General features: G+C 43.6%; 24 protein-coding genes. 18 read left to right on the plus strand and 6 right to left on the minus strand.

Annotated elements, in window-relative coordinates:
* Window positions 1-145: 145 nt before the first annotated feature.
* The 18 genes from ACTS60_RS14950 to ACTS60_RS15035 all read left to right on the plus strand — a co-directional run bounded on the left by ACTS60_RS14950 (window position 146) and on the right by ACTS60_RS15035 (window position 15,124).
* Window positions 146-943 (plus strand): FliM/FliN family flagellar motor switch protein, encoded by a 798-nt coding sequence (locus ACTS60_RS14950; RefSeq protein WP_440888881.1) that lies wholly within the window; start codon window positions 146-148, stop codon window positions 941-943.
* Window positions 943-1,311, plus strand: coding sequence for a flagellar motor switch protein FliN (gene fliN / locus ACTS60_RS14955; protein ID WP_440888882.1), 369 nt, complete (start codon window positions 943-945; stop codon window positions 1,309-1,311). The genes ACTS60_RS14950 and fliN overlap by 1 nt, the downstream gene beginning before the upstream one ends.
* Before the next feature lie 78 nt (window positions 1,312-1,389).
* The gene (gene fliP, locus ACTS60_RS14960) at window positions 1,390-2,091 is read left to right on the plus strand and encodes a flagellar type III secretion system pore protein FliP (RefSeq protein WP_440889156.1); all 702 of its coding nucleotides are present in this window, start codon (window positions 1,390-1,392) and stop codon (window positions 2,089-2,091) included.
* A 16-nt stretch (window positions 2,092-2,107) separates the two neighbouring features.
* Window positions 2,108-2,377 (plus strand): flagellar biosynthesis protein FliQ, encoded by a 270-nt coding sequence (gene fliQ / locus ACTS60_RS14965; RefSeq protein WP_440888883.1) that lies wholly within the window; start codon window positions 2,108-2,110, stop codon window positions 2,375-2,377.
* Window positions 2,377-3,153 (plus strand): flagellar biosynthetic protein FliR, encoded by a 777-nt coding sequence (gene fliR / locus ACTS60_RS14970; protein WP_440888884.1) that lies wholly within the window; start codon window positions 2,377-2,379, stop codon window positions 3,151-3,153. The genes fliQ and fliR overlap by 1 nt, the downstream gene beginning before the upstream one ends.
* Window positions 3,150-4,277: a flagellar biosynthesis protein FlhB gene (gene flhB, locus ACTS60_RS14975; RefSeq protein WP_440888885.1), complete on the plus strand. Its 1,128-nt coding sequence runs from the start codon at window positions 3,150-3,152 to the stop codon at window positions 4,275-4,277. Before fliR ends, flhB begins: the two co-directional genes overlap by 4 nt.
* Before the next feature lie 31 nt (window positions 4,278-4,308).
* On the plus strand, window positions 4,309-6,399 hold the full coding sequence (gene flhA, locus ACTS60_RS14980) for a flagellar biosynthesis protein FlhA (protein WP_440888886.1): 2,091 nt from the start codon (window positions 4,309-4,311) through the stop codon (window positions 6,397-6,399).
* Window positions 6,392-7,189 carry an EAL domain-containing protein gene (locus tag ACTS60_RS14985; RefSeq protein WP_440888887.1) on the plus strand — a complete coding sequence of 266 codons (798 nt, stop codon included), beginning with the start codon at window positions 6,392-6,394 and terminating at the stop codon, window positions 7,187-7,189. Before flhA ends, ACTS60_RS14985 begins: the two co-directional genes overlap by 8 nt.
* A 148-nt stretch (window positions 7,190-7,337) precedes the next feature.
* Window positions 7,338-8,192 (plus strand): lateral flagellin LafA, encoded by an 855-nt coding sequence (lafA, locus tag ACTS60_RS14990; RefSeq protein ID WP_440888888.1) that lies wholly within the window; start codon window positions 7,338-7,340, stop codon window positions 8,190-8,192.
* Window positions 8,193-8,511: 319 nt separating this feature from the next.
* Window positions 8,512-9,849: a flagellar filament capping protein FliD gene (gene fliD, locus ACTS60_RS14995; RefSeq protein ID WP_440888889.1), complete on the plus strand. Its 1,338-nt coding sequence runs from the start codon at window positions 8,512-8,514 to the stop codon at window positions 9,847-9,849.
* Window positions 9,850-9,871: 22 nt separating this feature from the next.
* Window positions 9,872-10,258: a flagellar export chaperone FliS gene (gene fliS / locus ACTS60_RS15000; protein ID WP_440888890.1), complete on the plus strand. Its 387-nt coding sequence runs from the start codon at window positions 9,872-9,874 to the stop codon at window positions 10,256-10,258.
* On the plus strand, window positions 10,242-10,562 hold the full coding sequence (locus ACTS60_RS15005; RefSeq protein ID WP_440888891.1) for a LafD: 321 nt from the start codon (window positions 10,242-10,244) through the stop codon (window positions 10,560-10,562). The genes fliS and ACTS60_RS15005 overlap by 17 nt, the downstream gene beginning before the upstream one ends.
* The gene (locus tag ACTS60_RS15010; protein ID WP_440888892.1) at window positions 10,559-11,662 is read left to right on the plus strand and encodes a flagellar hook-length control protein FliK; all 1,104 of its coding nucleotides are present in this window, start codon (window positions 10,559-10,561) and stop codon (window positions 11,660-11,662) included. The genes ACTS60_RS15005 and ACTS60_RS15010 overlap by 4 nt, the downstream gene beginning before the upstream one ends.
* Before the next feature lie 21 nt (window positions 11,663-11,683).
* The gene (locus tag ACTS60_RS15015; protein WP_440888893.1) at window positions 11,684-12,181 is read left to right on the plus strand and encodes a flagellar basal body-associated FliL family protein; all 498 of its coding nucleotides are present in this window, start codon (window positions 11,684-11,686) and stop codon (window positions 12,179-12,181) included.
* 12 nt (window positions 12,182-12,193) lie between these two features.
* Window positions 12,194-12,922, plus strand: coding sequence for a FliA/WhiG family RNA polymerase sigma factor (locus ACTS60_RS15020; RefSeq protein WP_440888894.1), 729 nt, complete (start codon window positions 12,194-12,196; stop codon window positions 12,920-12,922).
* A gap of 9 nt (window positions 12,923-12,931) precedes the next feature.
* A complete protein-coding gene (gene motA / locus ACTS60_RS15025; RefSeq protein ID WP_440888895.1) occupies window positions 12,932-13,789 on the plus strand; it encodes a flagellar motor stator protein MotA in 858 nt (285 codons plus the stop codon).
* Window positions 13,789-14,781 (plus strand): flagellar motor protein MotB, encoded by a 993-nt coding sequence (locus ACTS60_RS15030; protein WP_440888896.1) that lies wholly within the window; start codon window positions 13,789-13,791, stop codon window positions 14,779-14,781. The genes motA and ACTS60_RS15030 overlap by 1 nt, the downstream gene beginning before the upstream one ends.
* A 55-nt stretch (window positions 14,782-14,836) precedes the next feature.
* Window positions 14,837-15,124 carry a hypothetical protein gene (locus ACTS60_RS15035; RefSeq protein ID WP_440888897.1) on the plus strand — a complete coding sequence of 96 codons (288 nt, stop codon included), beginning with the start codon at window positions 14,837-14,839 and terminating at the stop codon, window positions 15,122-15,124.
* A 314-nt stretch (window positions 15,125-15,438) separates the two neighbouring features.
* Here ACTS60_RS15035 and ACTS60_RS15040 read toward each other — a convergent pair whose 3' ends face one another.
* The 6 genes from ACTS60_RS15040 to ACTS60_RS15065 form a co-directional block, all read right to left on the minus strand.
* Window positions 15,439-15,816, minus strand: coding sequence for a PH domain-containing protein (locus ACTS60_RS15040; protein ID WP_440888898.1), 378 nt, complete (start codon window positions 15,814-15,816; stop codon window positions 15,439-15,441).
* Between the two features lie 123 nt (window positions 15,817-15,939).
* Entirely contained in the window at window positions 15,940-16,155 is a 216-nt protein-coding gene (locus tag ACTS60_RS15045; protein ID WP_440888899.1) for a TIGR02450 family Trp-rich protein, read from the minus strand.
* A 130-nt stretch (window positions 16,156-16,285) separates the two neighbouring features.
* Entirely contained in the window at window positions 16,286-16,708 is a 423-nt protein-coding gene (locus tag ACTS60_RS15050) for a hypothetical protein (RefSeq protein WP_440888900.1), read from the minus strand.
* A 153-nt stretch (window positions 16,709-16,861) separates the two neighbouring features.
* Window positions 16,862-17,314 (minus strand): hypothetical protein, encoded by a 453-nt coding sequence (locus ACTS60_RS15055; protein WP_440888901.1) that lies wholly within the window; start codon window positions 17,312-17,314, stop codon window positions 16,862-16,864.
* A gap of 127 nt (window positions 17,315-17,441) precedes the next feature.
* Complete coding sequence (locus tag ACTS60_RS15060; RefSeq protein WP_440888902.1) at window positions 17,442-17,687, minus strand: hypothetical protein; 246 nt, start codon at window positions 17,685-17,687, stop codon at window positions 17,442-17,444.
* Between the two features lie 355 nt (window positions 17,688-18,042).
* Window positions 18,043-18,306, minus strand: a complete 264-nt coding sequence (locus ACTS60_RS15065) for a DUF3012 domain-containing protein (RefSeq protein ID WP_440888903.1) — start codon at window positions 18,304-18,306, stop codon at window positions 18,043-18,045.
* Window positions 18,307-18,366 lie beyond the last annotated feature (60 nt).

Raw genomic sequence — 18,366 nt, forward strand, 5'->3', positions numbered from 1 at the left:
CTCTATGTCAACATATGAACCGAAGTCACATTATTAAAATACCATGCTAATAAATAGTAAATAACCATGTGTAGACTGTCGCTGCAATTGGGGATTAAACACAATTGTTAACGCAAGGTAAAATATATAAAGAAGCAGAGTTTAAATGGCTAATTCAGACGTGCAGATTTTAAATGTAGAATTGTTAGGAAAACCTATTCATATCATACGTGAAAAGTTGTTTTCCCTAATTTCAGAGTCTTGTAATGGCTTAACCAATGAGCTGCAAAATTGGCTTAAAACCAACAAAGTCGAAGCGAACCTTCATTCTGTTGAATTACATTCTTTTTCAGCATCTGAAATGGAAGCGAATACGACATCGACGCTGAGACACCAGAGTGGCGGTCTTATCTACATACACACCGATTCAGTAACTCTGATTAAACTTGCTGATCGATTTTATGGTGCGACTGTTGAACGCTCTACGACACTTTTAACCAGTAGCGATATCCGAATTCAAGAAAAAATCAGTAAGTTGATGGGTAACTGGTTAGCGCCATTGGAAATGTGGCAGAGCGAGCGCTTTGAACCTACTAGTGGAGTCGGCCTTCACGTTCAGCTGACCATCAAGTTTAATGAGCATGTTGGCTCTATCCACATGAAATTGGACGGACAACTGATACAAACACTTATTGATCAGTTAGAACTTCAACCTAAGTTCGATCTTATTGAACCGTTTAAACAGGCGTTAACCTCTACCCCTGTCCGTTTGAATGCAGTATTAGCCAAAAAGACGATGTCGCTGAGTGATGTTGTACAACTTCAGCCTGAAGACATTCTTCCAATTGAGCTGTTTACTAATGTTCCTTTAAGCATCGGCAACCAAACACTTTTTTCAGGTCGCGTTGCGGAAAATGACGGCCAACTCGTATTGATTTTTAACCAAAATAAGGAATCGCACTAATGAGCGAATCTTTTGAAAACACTGCTTTCGACAGTGATGACATTAACTTTGACGACTTTCAACTTGAGGATTTGGACACTGAGGTACCCGCAGATACACCAGTTGTTGCAGAGCGAGATCTGAGTTTCTTCAAGAACATTCCCGTGACTGTGACTCTTGAGGTCGCAAGTAAAGAGATTGCCCTCGGAGATTTGATGAAAGCGGGAGAAGGTACGGTATTAGAGTTGGATAAACTCAATGGTGAACCTCTAGATGTGAAAGTCAATGGCGCGCTTATGGGTCATGCTGAAGTGGTTGTTATCAATGAAAAATACGGTTTAAAGCTTATCAATGTTCTCGATTCTGCCTTATCAGGTGTCGGTCGATAAGTGGTGGTAAATAAAAGCATGCGAATATTGAAAAAGCCTTCAGTCTTGGCCACATTTCTCGCACTGTGTACGTTGGGGATGATGTCATTCCCAACATTTGCGGCAGAGAATGGTCTCACGCTTTTATCAGTGACAGATGGCCAAACACAGCAGGAATACAGCGTTAAGCTACAAATTCTGTTGTTAATGACGGCACTAAGCTTTTTGCCTGCTTTTGTTTTAATGGCGACCAGTTTTACACGTATCATTGTTGTTTTGGCGATACTAAGACAAGCGCTAGGCTTACAACAAAGTCCTCCTAACCGCGTGCTCGTCGGCATCGCACTTTCACTTACTATTTTGATAATGAGACCCGTGTGGTCTGATATCTACGACAACGCTTTTCAGCCTTATGACAATGGTGAGATAACCCTTATTCAGGCATTTACTGTTGCAGAAAAGCCCGTTAGGAACTTCATGTTGGCTCAGACCCACCAAAGTGCTTTGGAGCAAATGCTACGAATCGCGAATGAGCCTATCGATCAAAATATCGAAGATATCTCCTTCGCAGTGGTGCTCCCTGCTTTTGTGATCAGTGAACTAAAAACGGCATTTCAAATTGGCTTCATGCTGTTTATTCCATTTCTCATTATAGATTTGGTCGTAGCAAGTGTCTTAATGGCAATGGGTATGATGATGCTCTCACCGCTGATTGTCTCTTTGCCGTTCAAGTTAATGGTCTTCGTTTTGGTCGATGGTTGGGCCATGACTGTAGGCACCTTGTCTGCCAGTTTTGGATAACAAGGAGGAATAGATAATGACTCCTGAAATGACGGTCACTCTGTTTTCTGACGCGGTATGGCTAATCATCTTAATGGTTGCAGTTTTGGTCGTGCCCGGACTTATTGTCGGCCTAGGAATTGCGGTATTTCAAGCAGCAACTCAGATCAATGAGCAAACCTTAAGCTTTCTTCCCAAACTATTAGTTACCCTACTCATGGTCATTTTCGCAGGCCATTGGATGTTACGTAAAATCATGGAATTGTTTGATTATCTGTTCCATAACATTCCAGGAATGATTGGCTGATGGCCGTTACGTTTACTGAGCTGTCCGTCATACTTGGTCAACTCTGGTGGCCATTTTTTCGTATTGGCGCCGTCTTCATTTCCATGCCATTTTTTGGGGATGCGCTAATCCCAGTTTGGGTCAGAAGCCTACTCGCACTCTCAATTGTCGTCATCACAGCGCCATTGATGCCAGCAATGCCTGAAGTTGAGCTATTTTCTCTCACCTCGCTGTTCCTTGCATTCGAACAAGCAATTTGGGGGGTAATGTTCGGCTTAATTCTGCACATGCTTTTCACGATTTTCACCATGCTAGGCCAGATCGTTTCATTGCAAATGGGGTTGGGCATGGCAATGATGAATGATCCCGTCAATGGCCTCTCAGTCGCTATTTTAGGTCGTGTTTTCTTACTGTTTTCAACCCTGCTGTTTCTCGCGTTAGAGGGACATTTGCTCGTTATTGATATTCTGATCCAGAGCTTTGTGATTTGGCCTGTGGGATCAGGAATCTCATTACTCTCAATACAGGGGGTCGTGAATGTATTTGGCTGGATGTTTACATCTGCTCTCGCGCTCGCCTTACCTGCGATCGTTTCAATGCTGCTTGCTAATATCAGCTTTGGTGTAATGAACCGCGCCGCACCTTCATTGAACGTCTATGCGCTAGGCTTTCCGATGACCATGATGCTTGGCCTGTTTAGCGTTCTGCTTTCAATTTCAGGCGTACCTAGCCGCTATACCGCTCTAGTGCACGATACTCTGCGCTATTTAAATAGCTTTATGATGGGGGGAGTATGAGCGATCAATCATCACAAGATAAAACCGAAAAAGCCTCTCCGCAGAAAGTTAAGAAAGCGAGACAAGAGGGACAGATCCCAAGAGCAAAAGAGTTTACAACCGCGGTTATTTTTTTGGCCGTCGCTCTCTATTTCTACTCTCAGCTATCCAATATTTGGCAAAGTATGACGGGGGTCTTCCGTTACAATATAGCATTGACCAAAGACGATCTCGCATCACCGAATCAAATGGTGGAACAAATCGGACAAAGCCTAGCGATGATCATCGAAATGCTAGTACCTATGTTTGCTGTCATCATCATCGTTACCATCGCCAGTACACTTGTACTAGGTGGTTGGATGTTTCGTCCTGCTAACGTGCTGCCCAAGTTGAGTAAGCTGAATCCTCTTTCAGGTATAAAGCGCATGTTTTCGACTCGCTCTCTGGTCGAGTTAATAAAGTCAACGCTCAAAGTCACTGTAATTTTTGCCGTCCTTTACGGCTACCTAGACAGCCACCTTCAGCCACTGCTAGGGATGCAAAGTCTACCTCTAAATCAAGGGGTAACGATGATCATATCTATTTTATTTGAAGGGTTACTCCTGATGGGCTTTGCACTTCTCATTTTTGGTGTGATCGATATTCCTTACCAACGATGGGAGCACTTAAAAGAACTCAAAATGACAAAGCAAGAGCTTAAAGAAGAATTCAAAAATAATGAGGGTCGGCCTGAAGTCAAACAACGTATTCGCCAGATTCAGCAGCAATTCGCTCGACGTAAAATTGATAAGATGGTGCCAACTGCGGACGTTGTGATCACCAACCCGACCCACTACGCCGTGGCGTTAAAATACGATATGAGCCTCTCTGAAGCTCCTTTTGTCGTCGCCAAAGGTGTCGATGAAACAGCCATGCACATTCAAAGAATCGCGAGAGAAAACCAAGTCGAAATTATTAACTCGCCACCTCTGACGCGTTCAATCTATTACACCACGGCTATTGAGCAAGCGATTCCAAGCCAGCTCTATATTGCAGTGGCGCATATTCTGACTTATGTATTGCAGCTGAAGGCTTTTCGTAAAGGCTCAGGCAAAAAGCCACATCCATTGCCTATTTTTTCTATTCCTAAACATTTGCAGCACTGATTAACCAGCGTTTACCCAAGGATACAAGAGCATGCTTAACCGGCTAAAACAGATCCAAACTTCAACAAAAGGCTACATCGGTATACCCATTGTATTGCTGATGGTGTTGGCTATGGTCATCTTGCCACTGCCCCCATTGTTGTTGGATGCCCTATTCACCTTCAATATCGTCCTTGCGATACTGGTTTTGTTAGTAAGCACTACGGCGAAGAGACCGCTCGACTTTTCTATCTTCCCGACCATTCTTCTGGTTGCAACCTTACTGCGCCTGACACTAAACGTTGCCTCGACTCGTATCGTATTACTTGAAGGTCACAATGGTGGTGACGCTGCCGGTAAAGTGATTCAAGCCTTTGGTGAAGTTGTTATCGGCGGTAACTATGTCGTCGGTATGGTGGTGTTTATCATCTTAATGATCATTAACTTTGTTGTGATCACCAAAGGTGGTGAGCGTATCTCTGAAGTGTCGGCGCGTTTTACCTTGGATGCCTTACCGGGTAAGCAAATGGCTATTGATGCCGACTTGAACGCAGGCTTGATCGATCAAGAAACTGCTAGACTAAGACGTAAAGAAGTTGCAAATGAAGCTGACTTCCACGGCTCAATGGATGGTGCATCTAAATTTGTTCGTGGTGACGCAGTCGCAGGCCTTTTGATTCTATTTATCAACATCATTGGCGGTATCAGCATTGGTGTGTTCGAGCACGGCCTACCCGCTTCAGAGGCATTTAAAACCTATGCATTGCTAACCATTGGTGATGGTCTAGTCGCGCAAATACCATCTCTACTGCTTGCCACCGCTGCTGCTATCATCGTTACGCGCATTAATGATACTGACAATGACATGTCAGAAACCATGCACAAGCAACTATTGGCGACCCCAGCTACCTTGTTCACTGTTGCTGGTATTATGGTCATCATTGGTATTGTTCCTGGTATGCCACACCTTGCTTTCTTTACATTTGCGGCTGTACTTGGCTTTGCTGGCTGGCGCCAATTAAAAAAACCAATCCAAGACCATCAACTCGATCAAGTAGAAGCAATTTCACAGGCGATGCAAGAAGAAGAGGCTCCGCTTACTTGGGATGATATTCCACATGTAAATACGCTTGCACTATCGCTTGGCTATCGGTTAGTACACCTCGTTAATAAAGAGCAAGGCGCTCCATTGGCACAACGTATTCGTGGGGTAAGGAGAAACCTTTCCGAGCAAGTCGGTTTTCTACTTCCTGAAGTACGTATACGCGACAACCTGGCACTTAAGCCAAATCAATATACTATTTCACTCAATGGTGAAGTGATAGAAGAAGGCTTTATCGAACCAGATAGACTGATGGCCATTGCGGTTGGTGAAACATACGGGGAAGTTGATGGTATTTTGGGCAGTGACCCAGCATACCAGTTGCCAGCCGTTTGGATCGAGCACAACGATAAAGCCAAAGCACTCAATATGGGCTACCAAGTCGTCGACGATTCAACGGTTATCGCGACTCACATCAGCAAAGTAATGAAAACCAATCTTGCCGATTTGTTCAACCATGATGACGTTGAAGCAATGAACCAACGATTAATGGCCCAAGCTCCAAAGCTCGCTGAAGCATTAGGCGCCGCCTTAACGCCAGCCCAACAACTCAAGGTGTATCGTCAACTGCTACTCGATCAGGTGCCACTTAAAGACATCCGCAGTATTGCAAACACCATGCTGGAATCTTCAGAAAATACTAAAGACCCTATTTTGTTGTCTTCCGATGTACGCTGCACTCTACGCAGAACTTTGGTCAACCTAATTGCAGGGAAAAAAGTAGAGATTAGTGTCTACGCGCTTTCTGATGAACTTGAACAAATGCTGCTTACGTCACTGCAGCAAGCACAAGCAAACGGGCCTGTCATGCTAGATAGCTTCCCTATTGAGCCCAATATACTGGGGCAGTTCCAGCAGAATTTGCCGTTGATCAGGCAGCAATTAAAGCAACAAGGGCTTGCACCGATCCTATTAGTAATGCCTCAATTGCGACCATTACTTGCACGATACGCGCGCACCTTCACGCAAGGCCTTGCGGTATTGTCATATAATGAAATCCCTGAAAATAAACAAATTAATGTGGTAGGAAACCTTGGCTAATCTCACTTCAGCACAAGCAATTTATTTGCACTTGTGTAAGTTAATGAAGCAAAGCGTCGTCACGGATGACGATCAAATTGTTTATGACGCTTTTACCAAACAAGACATCAAGCACGCTTGCCAAGCTATCAGGCATGTGCAGTCCGGCGATATCGAGTTTCAGCACCTCACGTTGCGTTTTGGCCACTCAGGTGAACAAAGCGTTTACCATTTTGACTTATCGGAAACGATGATTCTGTGTTTAGACCTTTACAGTATCTATCTAGCCATCCGTCAGACTCAGTTTCAAATGGAAACCTTCCACCCGGACTTGATCAGTAACGTCGTTGTTCCTATTCGAATGAGTGCGCTGCTATGGGCAAACGGGAATCGCTATCTTAACCGGGTTATTGAACATCACGGTAAAGCGTTCAAACACATTATTCCATCGATACAATTTGATGAACCATCTTGCTCCACCCAAGAAAGCTACGAGCTGGTCGAAAAACTTCGTGAGCATGCCTTTTCGCTGTGGTTTGAGGTATCAACCGCCGATCTTGACTTGGATATGGTGCATTCATTTAAACCAGATATGATCAAACTGGTGGTGAACCTAGAAGACAAAGAGCATAGAGAACTCTTCTTGCCAGTTGCACGTTTTTTAAGAAAGTACCGCTATAAATGGATAGCCAGCCGCGTGGCAAATCAAAATGAACTTAACCGCTACCGTTTACTTGGAGCAAGCTACTATTTTGGTTATTTCAGCGATTTGCCAACACCTATCTCTTTCAAAGCCCCGACTTTGGAATAAGCATCACTAAAACAGAGCAAAATGCACCCAATTAAAAAATTTATTAATTTTTTAATTAATCTTCATCAACAATCGTCCGCCTCTAGTTAGTGAGCAAGGGAATTTCCCGAAGCCTGAAAAAGATAATGAGAAACCAAGGAGACTTAAGATGGCTTTATCTATGCATACTAACTACGCTTCACTTGTTACGCAAAACACGCTAAACAATACAAGTGGTCTTTTAAACACTGCAATGGAGCGTTTGAGCACAGGCTTCCGAGTTAATTCTGCTGCTGATGACGCTGCTGGCCTGCAAATTGCTAACCGCCTAGAAGCACAGTCTCGTGGTATGAACGTAGCGATGCGTAACGCACAAGACGGCATCTCAATGATGCAAACAGCTGAAGGTGCGATGGACGAAATGACGAACATCGTTTACCGCATGAACGACCTAGCTACTCAATCATTGAACGGCTCTAACAGTGCCGCTGACCGTACAGCAATGGATACTGAGTTTAAGCAGCTAACCGCTGAGCTAAACAATATCATGGGTAACACATCTTTTGGTGGTCAAAAACTATTGGCTGCTGGCGGTGCCTTTGAAGCTGGTGCAGTTAACTACCAAATTGGTTCATCTTCTGCTGAAACTCTAGCTGTTGACGCATCAGTAAGCGTTAAAAAAGTAGCAGCAACTCTAGCTGACGCGGCTATCACTGATGGTATCGGTGATGCAACGAAAGCAAAAGCAGCTCTTGATAAAATCAGTGGTGCGGCTGGCCTTATTGAAGACATCGGCGCAAGCCGTGCACAGTTCGGTGCAAACATTAACCGTCTAGAGCACACTATGACTAACCTAGGTAACATGGTTGAGAATACCACTGCTGCTAAAGGCCGTATCATGGACGCTGATTTTGCTGTTGAATCTTCTAACATGACGAAGAACCAAATGTTGATGCAAGCTGGTACAACTGTACTGTCTCAAACGAATCAACTTCCAGGCATGGCAATGTCTCTACTTCGCTAATTCAGCGATAGTAACCTTCACCATTAAACCTCCCGCTGGGAGGTTTTTTTTTAGTCTGACTACCGAAAAGTGATTAATTTTGCCCGCCATTAGGTCGCCTATAAATAGGGAAGCACCATATCTTGGCGTGTAGGAAAAGCGGAATGCCAGCTGCGGAAACCCGACTTCCGCAAGAACACAAAAACAAAAGTAAATCACTGTTTTTATTAAATATTAACTATCGGCACGCATCTTGCGATAACCCTTTATATCATTAGTGAATATTCACTTTACTGTTATCTCTAGATGGTACGAAAACGATGAGAGAGGGAATGACCTCATGAGTTCAATAGACCCAATTTCTATGGCTACTCAATTGGCAACTTACGATGTACAACCATTTCAACAACGTTACAAACTGCAGTCCGACCGCTACCAAGCTCAACTTACTGCACTAGGAAAAGTTGAAAGTGCGTTGCGCGAATTCCGTACAGCAGTAAATGGGATGAACAGCAGTACAAGCGGCATAGTAAAAAACTCAACGACACTCTCTCAAGACGGTTTTTTCACCGCTGATGCAAACGCTAATGCGCTATCAGGTAACTATCAAGTTTTTGTTGAACAAGTTGCAACTGCACATCAACTGTCGACAGGTATGCCTGCTGACCTAGAGGCAACCACAGAGATCCCGACAACCGGAACACTGGATTTTACGGTTAACGGTAAAAATATGAGCATTGACCTTTCCACTGTCGATAACGACGGTGACGGAAAAGCAACGATGTCCGAGCTAGTAACCGCGATCAATAACCACGATGACAATCCTGGTGTCAATGCCACTCTAGTTCGTTCCAATGGCCAAACTCACTTTATGCTATCAAGTACCGAAACAGGCGTTGCCAATACGATCAATGTAAGCGCGGCTGGCACTGGGCAAGCATGGTTTGAAGATGCTTTCACCAATACAACAGAAATCACAGCTCCACAAGATGCGGTGATTTGGTTGGGCGCTCAGAATACGGGCCTCAAACTCACCAACTCAAGCAACAAATTCGAGGGTGTGATTGACGGTGTAGATCTAACGGTAAGCAAAGCACAGGCAGCCGGTGAGGCACCTATCAGCTTGGCTGTTGGCCCTGATAGTGAAGGAACAAAAGAACAAATCGATAAGTTTGTTGAAACATACAACAACCTGCTTTCAACCCTTGATGAATACACCCAAGTTGGTGGAGAAGATAAGCAGCGTGGAGCACTGGCGAATGATCCAACCCTTCGCTCAATTGAAAGCCAGTTAACGGCCATCACGCGCGGTGAATTCAACGGCATGCGATTAAGCGAGATCGGCATCACTCCAGACCGGAACGGGAAATTGTCAGTAGACAGTGAGAAGTTCCAAGAAGCACAAAAAACAAACAGCGCGGGTATTGAGGCCATGTTCAATGGTGATGGTGCTCTACTCGATACTCTAGATGAAATGGCTGAACCGTTTCTCAAATTCTCATCAGGTTTGTTTAACTCTCGTAAAGAAGCACTTCGTTCAAGTATCGACCGAATTGAAGACAAGCAAGCCACTCTAGAGCGTAAATACGATACCTCTTACAAACGGTATTTAAAACAATTTACGCAAATGAACACATTAATGACTCAAATGAACCAAACCATGTCGATGTTTGGTTAAAACGCTTTTAGGAGAAATATTTATGCTCATGGACTCAGGCTACGACTCATACCAGCAAGTCGATCTTGATGCACAAGCTGCTGCCGCGAACCCTCATCAATTGGTGGTGATGCTAATTGATGGTTTGCTTGATGAGCTGGAGCGTGTCAGAGGCCATATGACCGCTGGGCGTTTGGCCGAAAAAGGTGTTGGCATTAATAAATGCATGAACATCCTCATTGGCTTAACCAGTGCTCTAGACGAAGAAAATGGCGGCGAAGTGGCACAAAACCTACAACAGCTCTACGACTTCTGTCAGATGGAACTCTACACCGCAAGCGTAAAAAATGACACGGAGCGATTAGTCAATGTCGAGCGTGTAATGGGAAATATTCGAGAGGGTTGGGTTAACTTTGGCAAGCAAGCATAAAGTTCCGGCCGGCTATTTGAGCCAGTTTGCTCGAAAAATAGAAGCCTCCGGCAAAGCCTCTGATTGGGAGGCTTTAAAAGCTTACGACAATAAGCTGAGACAGCTTTTATCTGCAAATCCGACCTTAGTCCGTGACCCGAACTTTCAGGATGAGCTGCAGCATCTCAAATCCGCCTATAAAGAAGCATATACAACGCTCGGGAAAGCAACCGAACAATTAAAGCAAGAAATGGAAATGGCCGAAGCTCAGCAAGAACGAGCAATTGCTTATGAACTCGCGATGTCATTGGAGGTAATGCCATGATCAATGTCCAATCTCTAGTGGGGTCAACATCTCCTAAGCCGCTTGGCACGACCAAAATTGGGCAAAGTACTGTTGACCAACCGCCTTCAGATCCTAGTATCGCTTTTGGTCAGTACGTACAACTTTCTCATACTCCGCAAGCTGCTAATGAAACTATGCCAGAGAAAGTTGGCTATCAAGAAGATGAAGATCTATCAGAGAACTTAGGCGCTAGCATACAGCTACCATCTGTTCAAAATGCTCGCGACCCAGAAGCATCTGATATTTCTGAATTAGCTCTAACATCGGAGCAATCGCAAAAACTGCATTTTGAACTCAAAAACGACTCGAGCTCTTTGCCTTATACGAATGACTTAAGTGCTATTGCACTTAGTAAGCAGCTATTCACCTCTGAGCCTGTGACATTGTCACAAAGTGTAATAAAAACATCTATCAGCGAAGGGACTTTAGATAACAGTCAGCGCGCTCAATTAGGCTCTTTTCAAGCGATTGTGAACGGTGGAGTCAAGCCAGCACAAGATGAAAATCCAGCTCAACTTTCCACTAGCAGCATGCAAACAACGCTACTGACAACGCCATCCGTGGCTAACAACGTGCAGCCAGTTGAAGTGACTCACACATCAAATACCGGAACACTTAAAGCATCGGCGTCAGGGACAGAATGGGCATCAATGCAAATTGATACCAAAGCCGGAAAATGGGGCGAGCAAATGATGCAAGTCTTACATGACCGAGTGACATTGCAAGCCCAGCAGAATATGCAGGAAGCAAAGATTCGCCTCGACCCTCCCGAGCTAGGTAAGTTAGATCTTTTGGTTCGCGTAGAGGGTGACAGACTTAATGTTCAGATCAATGCAAACACAGCCGCAACACGAGAAGCATTAGTTCAAATATCTGAGCGCCTTAGAGCTGAGCTTCAACAGCAGAACTTTGTTCATGTGGACGTCAACGTTGGCTCAGATCAAGGCAAGGGCCAACCAAATCACCATGAACCTCAAGAGGAAGCCCATGTTCCTATTTTTTCTGCAAGAGAATCATCAAACGGCGAACATGCATTCACAACAATGAGCTCAGAGCACTGGCTCAATACCCAAGCCTAATTAGTTATCGAGGATAAGGTTATGACCAAACCACAAATGATCACCATAATTTTCGCAATGATCATCACCAGTGCTCTAGTATCTGCTGGTACGGTAGTCGGCGGTATATGGTACTTGAAACACTCTGGAGAAGAGAAAAACTTCGAAAACCTAATCGAAAGCTCTCCACTTTCATTCTTAACCAAAGAAGAGGAAGTGGTTAAAGGCCCAAGTTTTCACCCGCTAGATAAAGTCGTATTGACAGTCAAAGGCAAAAAACAAACACACTTTGTCATGCTAGAACTGGCTGTCGAAACCCGTAGCCCTGAGCGAATCAAAGATATTGATAATTACATGCCGATGATTCAAAACTCGCTGCTTAAACTATTCAGTGATAAGACTTTTGATGAACTTCAGCAGTCAGGCGCAATAGAAGCACTACAAAAGGAGGTCAAAGAAACATTGTTACTTTCTTTTGCTGAAACAAGCATTGTTCGCGATATCGATGACGTACTGCTGACAAAATACGTCGTGCAATAACGGAGTTCACTTATGCTAGATATGAACTTCCAGGATGATTATGCGGCGGCCGAACAGATACAAACGCCAACTCATAAGATTGATGAAAACAAGTTACTCCAGAAGCATCAAATCATGGTTAAGCGTGTCGTCAATCAACTTCGAGTACATGCAACCACACATTGCAGCATAGAGGACATGCAGCAGATTGGTCTCATTGCTTTAATTGAGGCTGGTAGACGATATGGTGATATTGAAGACCCTAACTTTCCGGCCTTCGCTGTATGTCGAATACGTGGATCAATCTTGGACGAACTCCGCCGTTTAGATTGGCGTTCAAGAAAAACCCGTCAGGAAGCTCATGAGCTAAACGATGTAACCAGAGACTTAACCAAGTCATTGGGAAGACCGCCTAGTGATGCTGAAATCATCAAAGCTCTCGGGACTAACGAGCAAGATTATTATGCTCGTCAAAATGCCGCACTGGCTGGTGAAATGCAAAGCCTCGATCAACTACTCGAAGCAAACAGTCATGCTCAGTTTGGTGGGAATTACGATGGTACCGAACATGAACACACACGCCGAAGTCTTGAGTCCGCAGTTCAAAAGCTATCCAAGCGAGACCAGTTGCTACTCACCCTTTTCTATCAGCATGAGCTCAACTTACATGAAATAGCCTTGGTACTGGATCTGACTCCCCCAAGGATATGTCAATTGCATAAACAAGCTCTCAAACAACTTAATCATTACCTGGCTTCTTAGGAGTTAATAATGCAAAAATTTCTCGGTGCACTCATTATCATCATGAGTGTTTTTGGCGGTTACATGTGGGCAGGTGGCAGTATGCTTGCTATCTGGCAGCCTGCTGAAATACTGATTATCGGCGGTGCTGCTATTGGCGCGACCATTGTCGGCAACCCTCCTCAAGTATTAAAAGAAATGCGCCTTCAGTTTCGCATGGTACTGTCAGCACCTAAAGATGAACGTGAATACTACATGGAACTGATGGCACTGCTGCAAGTGCTACTAGAGACGATTCGAAGTACCGGTTTTAAATCTCTGGATTCCCATATTGAGAACCCAGATCAAAGCCCAATTTTCGCTAAATACCCATTAGTGGCTCGTGATTTTAGACTGGTTTCTTTCATTACAGACAATTTGCGTTTAATGGCAATGGGACAAATGTCGCCTCATGAATTAGAGGGGCTGCTAGAACAGGAAATCGAAGCGATTCAAACCGACCTTCTTCTGCCTTCCCGTTCATTGCAAAGAACAGCAGAAGCACTGCCTGGGTTCGGTATTTTGGCGGCAGTAGGTGGCATCATTATCACGATGCAAGCAATTGATGGATCTATTGCCTTGATCGGCTATCACGTCGCAGCAGCCCTCGTTGGTACATTTATTGGTATTTTCGGTTGTTACTGTTTTTTAGATCCAACCAGTAATGCCATGGCACAGCGTGTAAAACGTGATATGTCTGCTTTTGAATGCGTTAGAGCGACGTTAGTTGCTTATATCGCGAAAAAGCCGACACTTCTTGCGATTGACGCTGGGCGTAAACATATTCAGCTCGATATAAAACCAACTTTCAATCAAATGGAAAAATGGTTGGCTGAACAGGAGGGTTAATGCAAAAACAAGAACACATCGTCTTTAAACGTTCTAAAAATCACGCCCATGATGAACACCATGGTGGTGCATGGAAAGTTGCGTTTGCTGATTTTATGATCGCGTTAATGGCTCTGTTTCTCGTTTTATGGGTAATGCAGGTTGTTGATAAAGAAGAGCGCAAAGCGATTGTAGCTCATCTACACAGCTCAAGTGTGTTTGATCAAAGTTATGGTAATCCGTTTGATACATCACAAAGTATTTCACCTATCGACTTGGCACAGGATTCATCTGTGCCAAGCCGACATAACTCAAACCATGTTGTAAGTTCGTACTTTCAAGGTGATGGTGATGGACCAGAGATCGACTCACTGATACCAGGAAACTTTGATACGCAAGAGCAACTGGCCCTATTGGCAAAAGTCATTGAAGAAATGATGGCTCAGATAAGCGCCCAAGGAAATGTAAATGTTACGGTTACACCACAAGGCCTTCGAGTGGTTTTGCAAGATGACTACAAACAACACATGTTTAGTCGTGGTGGCGCTGAGCTGACACCGTTTTTTGAAGACTTGCTGCTAGCACTAGCCCCGGTATTTGAACGTGTTGGGAATCCTCTCATCATCAGTGGCCACACTGATGCAACGCCATTCAAACAACGTGCAGGCAAGCAGTCTAACTGGGCTTTATCGGCCACCCGAGCAGATATGGCAAGAAAAACCTTGGTCTCTGGCGGCATGCCAGATGCTCGAGTCATGCAAGTAACCGGTATGTCAGATCGTGCCTTGCTGAACCCAGAAGAGCCAGACTCAAGTGAGAACCGTCGAATAGAACTCTTTGTATTAACAACACCTGCAGCTCAGGTTTTAGAAACTTTTTTCGGTAATCAAGACGATTCAGAGCTACAGAAAGCTAAGCAAAAGGCTGAGTTTAACCAGCCTGTCATTCGTCAAGAGGTCATCTCTTACTCGACCGATGGAACTAAGCCTGACAACTCCTTGCAAAAACTATAAGACATAGGTCACTGGTAACAGTGACCTATCGTTCACCCACTTTTTGAGCTCCAATATGCATCGACAATCGAATCAGCTTTCAACAAAGGATGGCTTAAAAAAAGCCTTTCTATGGTTGATCGTATTTGACTATATTTTGCTGGGGTTCTTTCTCACACAATTGTGGAGCTTGTCGCTCAATAGCGGCACAATGATCAGCATGCTGTTGGTCATATATAATGTCTTACTGACGTTTCTTTGCTTCCAAAGAACCAACAAGCAAGACGCTTATATCATCTACCCCATTATCTCGGCTACGCTACTCGCATTTGTCTGCTTTCTATATTTCTTCTTCTTGGTTTGATAGAACACTAGGGTATGTTGAGCTTTCGAATCGGTTTTGCAGCAGTTTGTGGAGAGATTTAGACAAAGCAGAGGCTTTGAAATGTCACTAGCCTATCTGATAAGCCAGAATAAAAAGGAAGCATCAAATGCTCCCTTTTAAAGGTGATGATTGGGTAACGGGCTATCGGATCACCAGGTAAAAGAGAACGCCTGCCATAAAGCCCAATAGGGATAAGGAAGTTGAGCCACGTTTACTCTGTGTCTCGTTTAATTCATTCTGCTTCGCCATATTGACTCCTTGTCTTTGACTTTCCATTTTGGCTGAGCTTGTATCTACACCAGTACGTACTCGCTGATCATTTTGTTGAAGGAGACTAGATCAAAAGAGCCTCTTATCTCAAAACGTACTCGCCCTACTTCACTCAGGAACAGCTCAATCTCACAATCCAAATCAAACGTGCCCGATGTTTCAATAGAGAAAGCGTTTATCTTACTGTAAGGCAGCGACGTGTAGTCGACTTTCGAACCCGTAATACCTTGCACATTCGCAGCGATGACGCGCTTATTGGTAAACACCACTTGGTCACGAACCGTTTTGAAGCCAGCGAAAATACTCTCGCCATCAATCAAAAACTTGTGAAAATCTTCACGTACATTTGAAACTTCAATCGGCTTAAGTTTGAAAACCGATGAGTTATCGAAATCGATCATGGAACTACCTCAGAACATGAATAAATAAAATCACTTATCAATTAATAGCAAAGTCTCTACGATGAGCCTATTGATTTTGATGACTTTTCTAACTTCATCTCGCTTTTGGTTATCAATCGAGAATTATTTCCATCCTTGGCGCCACTTTCTTGGATCTTTCAAGTCATGCCAATCCAGTTCGCGCTCTCGTTTGGTCATGACCGCTTCAATCACACACCTCACGACATTGCCCTCTTCATCAAACTCAATTTCAGAGATGATGAAGTGCTTTTCTTTATTTATAGGGGCAGTTGCAGTCCACTTACTGCAAAGTAACTTTTTAGGGTGGATTCGATTCATAATGACGCACCATTCATACAAAAACATAAGTATTTCATACGCATGAACAAGCAAATACGATCTTATTTTGCAGGTATTAAAAAAGGGGATTTCATAATCCCCTTTTTATATCTATGTAGGCGTAGTAAACCTACATGATGCACTCTTTCGCCGCTTGTGCTTTCTCTATGCCTTCTTCAATTAGAGATTTGGTTTCTTCACTACCGATGGATGACATCACTTTATCCATCACCTTATCTACCGTTGATTCTGAAGATGCTTCTACCAAACAAGCGTACGCATTTGCAATGTGTTCTTTAGCTTCGATGAGCGCTTCCGGGTCGCTGAAATCTACACTCATAGCTTCTTCTACTGATATCGCCAATTTCTCTGCAGACTCAGCTGCATCGCCAAACTGATCTAAGTTGAATGCCTCTTCGACCGATTCTATCTGCTCTTGAACCGTATCAATCGCTTTGTTTGCAGCTTCTTGTGCCTGGTCAATGGCTTTGCTTGCGTCATCACAGCCAGTCAGAGCCATTGCCAAAACCATGATTGAGATTGTCTTTTTCATATTTGTTCTTCTAACAAGTGAGTGGCTAATCATCACCATACGTGATTAGCCTAACGATTTTAACTCAAGAGTTGTAAGGATAGGAAACAGAAACGCTGTAAAACAACGCTGCTCTAGAGAACAACCTCACCGTTTAATAAAGCGTTATAAGTATCAGGCAATTCTACCGTGACTGATTGCCATCATATCATCGTAGGTGCGTTGTAGCGCTTCAAAGGTCCATTCAAAGTAAACACGACGCTCCATCAGTGGTGCAATTTGATCCGCACCAAACGATTCGATAGTTAGATCGGAATATTCCACTTGAAGGCTATTACCATCAGTCCCCCAACCTTCATATTCGCGATTGCCAATGAGATCATAAAGGTTGTTGCTTAAGAAGCTATGGACCACTAGGAATGATTGTACAGTGTCTTCGGAAAAGTTAAGCATGCTAGCAACCTGTGCCACATCATACGACTGCTCCTTATTGCCTTGGTCAATATCAAGCCTTACTAACCGTATTTCCCACGTTGCCACTTTACCCAAGGAATCAAAGACATGTTGATTTAAAGCTTCAAAGACCTGAAAAAACTCCTGGATCATTGAGATGTATTTTTCAGACATAATGTTCCTTATTCTATTTAGTTAACGGACGATCTTCGCCGCCGTGTTATTACTCACCTAGCCAGTGATGGTTAAAGTTAGACTAAAAATTGCAACTCTACATACTGTATATATGATTTTTGAGTGATTAGTTAACTAATAGCGTTGGTTCGTCGATCCCCATATAGTCGCAAAGTTCTCGCTTAATTCGATGAAACTCTTGAACTGAGACAAAGTAGTCGGCACAATCTGCCTTACCTTTCATACCGATATTAATTGACGTAAACGATTGAATAATCGAGGTAATCTCAATAACTTCATTCGCTAATGAAAACGTCACAACATGATCCATATTTAAGTAACGACCTGATTCGATTTTTAATGCTTTAGCCATCGTTGGGTCCTAATGTATCGAGATAATTGATGCAGGGAGCAGCACTTTGAAATGAAGTGATATAAAGGAGCTTCATAGCGATGAGTATGCTACTCAATTACCGTGAGCCTATCATAAGCCCTCGCCTTCAAAATTAGAGATAAGACGCACTTTCACTCGGATTTACTTACAGATAAAACAGTTATCAAAATTCTGACTGCAAATTTACCAACAGGGAGACGAATGTTGTTGGCCTCAAAAAAGAAAAAAAGATAAGTAAGTCAGGTTTGCAAAAATGGAACGACAAATTGGGAGTCAAGAAACTGATACAAAAAAACCGAGCACAATGCTCGGCTTCTTATCTCATTCCATCAATTTAGAACACGCAATGCTTAGCGAAGTCTGTCGCTTCATTTGCAGTCCATTCACCTTTTGGTTTCTCTTTAAGGTCTTCACACCACTGCTCGCTGCCAATGCCATCTTGTAGGACGCAGTGCTTAGCAAAATCAACCGCGTTATCTGCCGTCCATTCTGTTTTTGGCTTCTCTCGCATGTCTTTACACCACGATTCTGTGCCCACTTCATCAGAACATGCTGTTAGCGTTGTCGCTGCTAACAGTAGCATTACCAATTTTTTCATAAATTCAGGTTCCACTTTCAATTGATGAATGGACTATACCCAAAATATCGATACAAGTGT

The organism is Vibrio sp. WZ-1 (assembly GCF_052037695.1).
Taxonomy (GTDB): Bacteria; Pseudomonadota; Gammaproteobacteria; order Enterobacterales; family Vibrionaceae; genus Vibrio.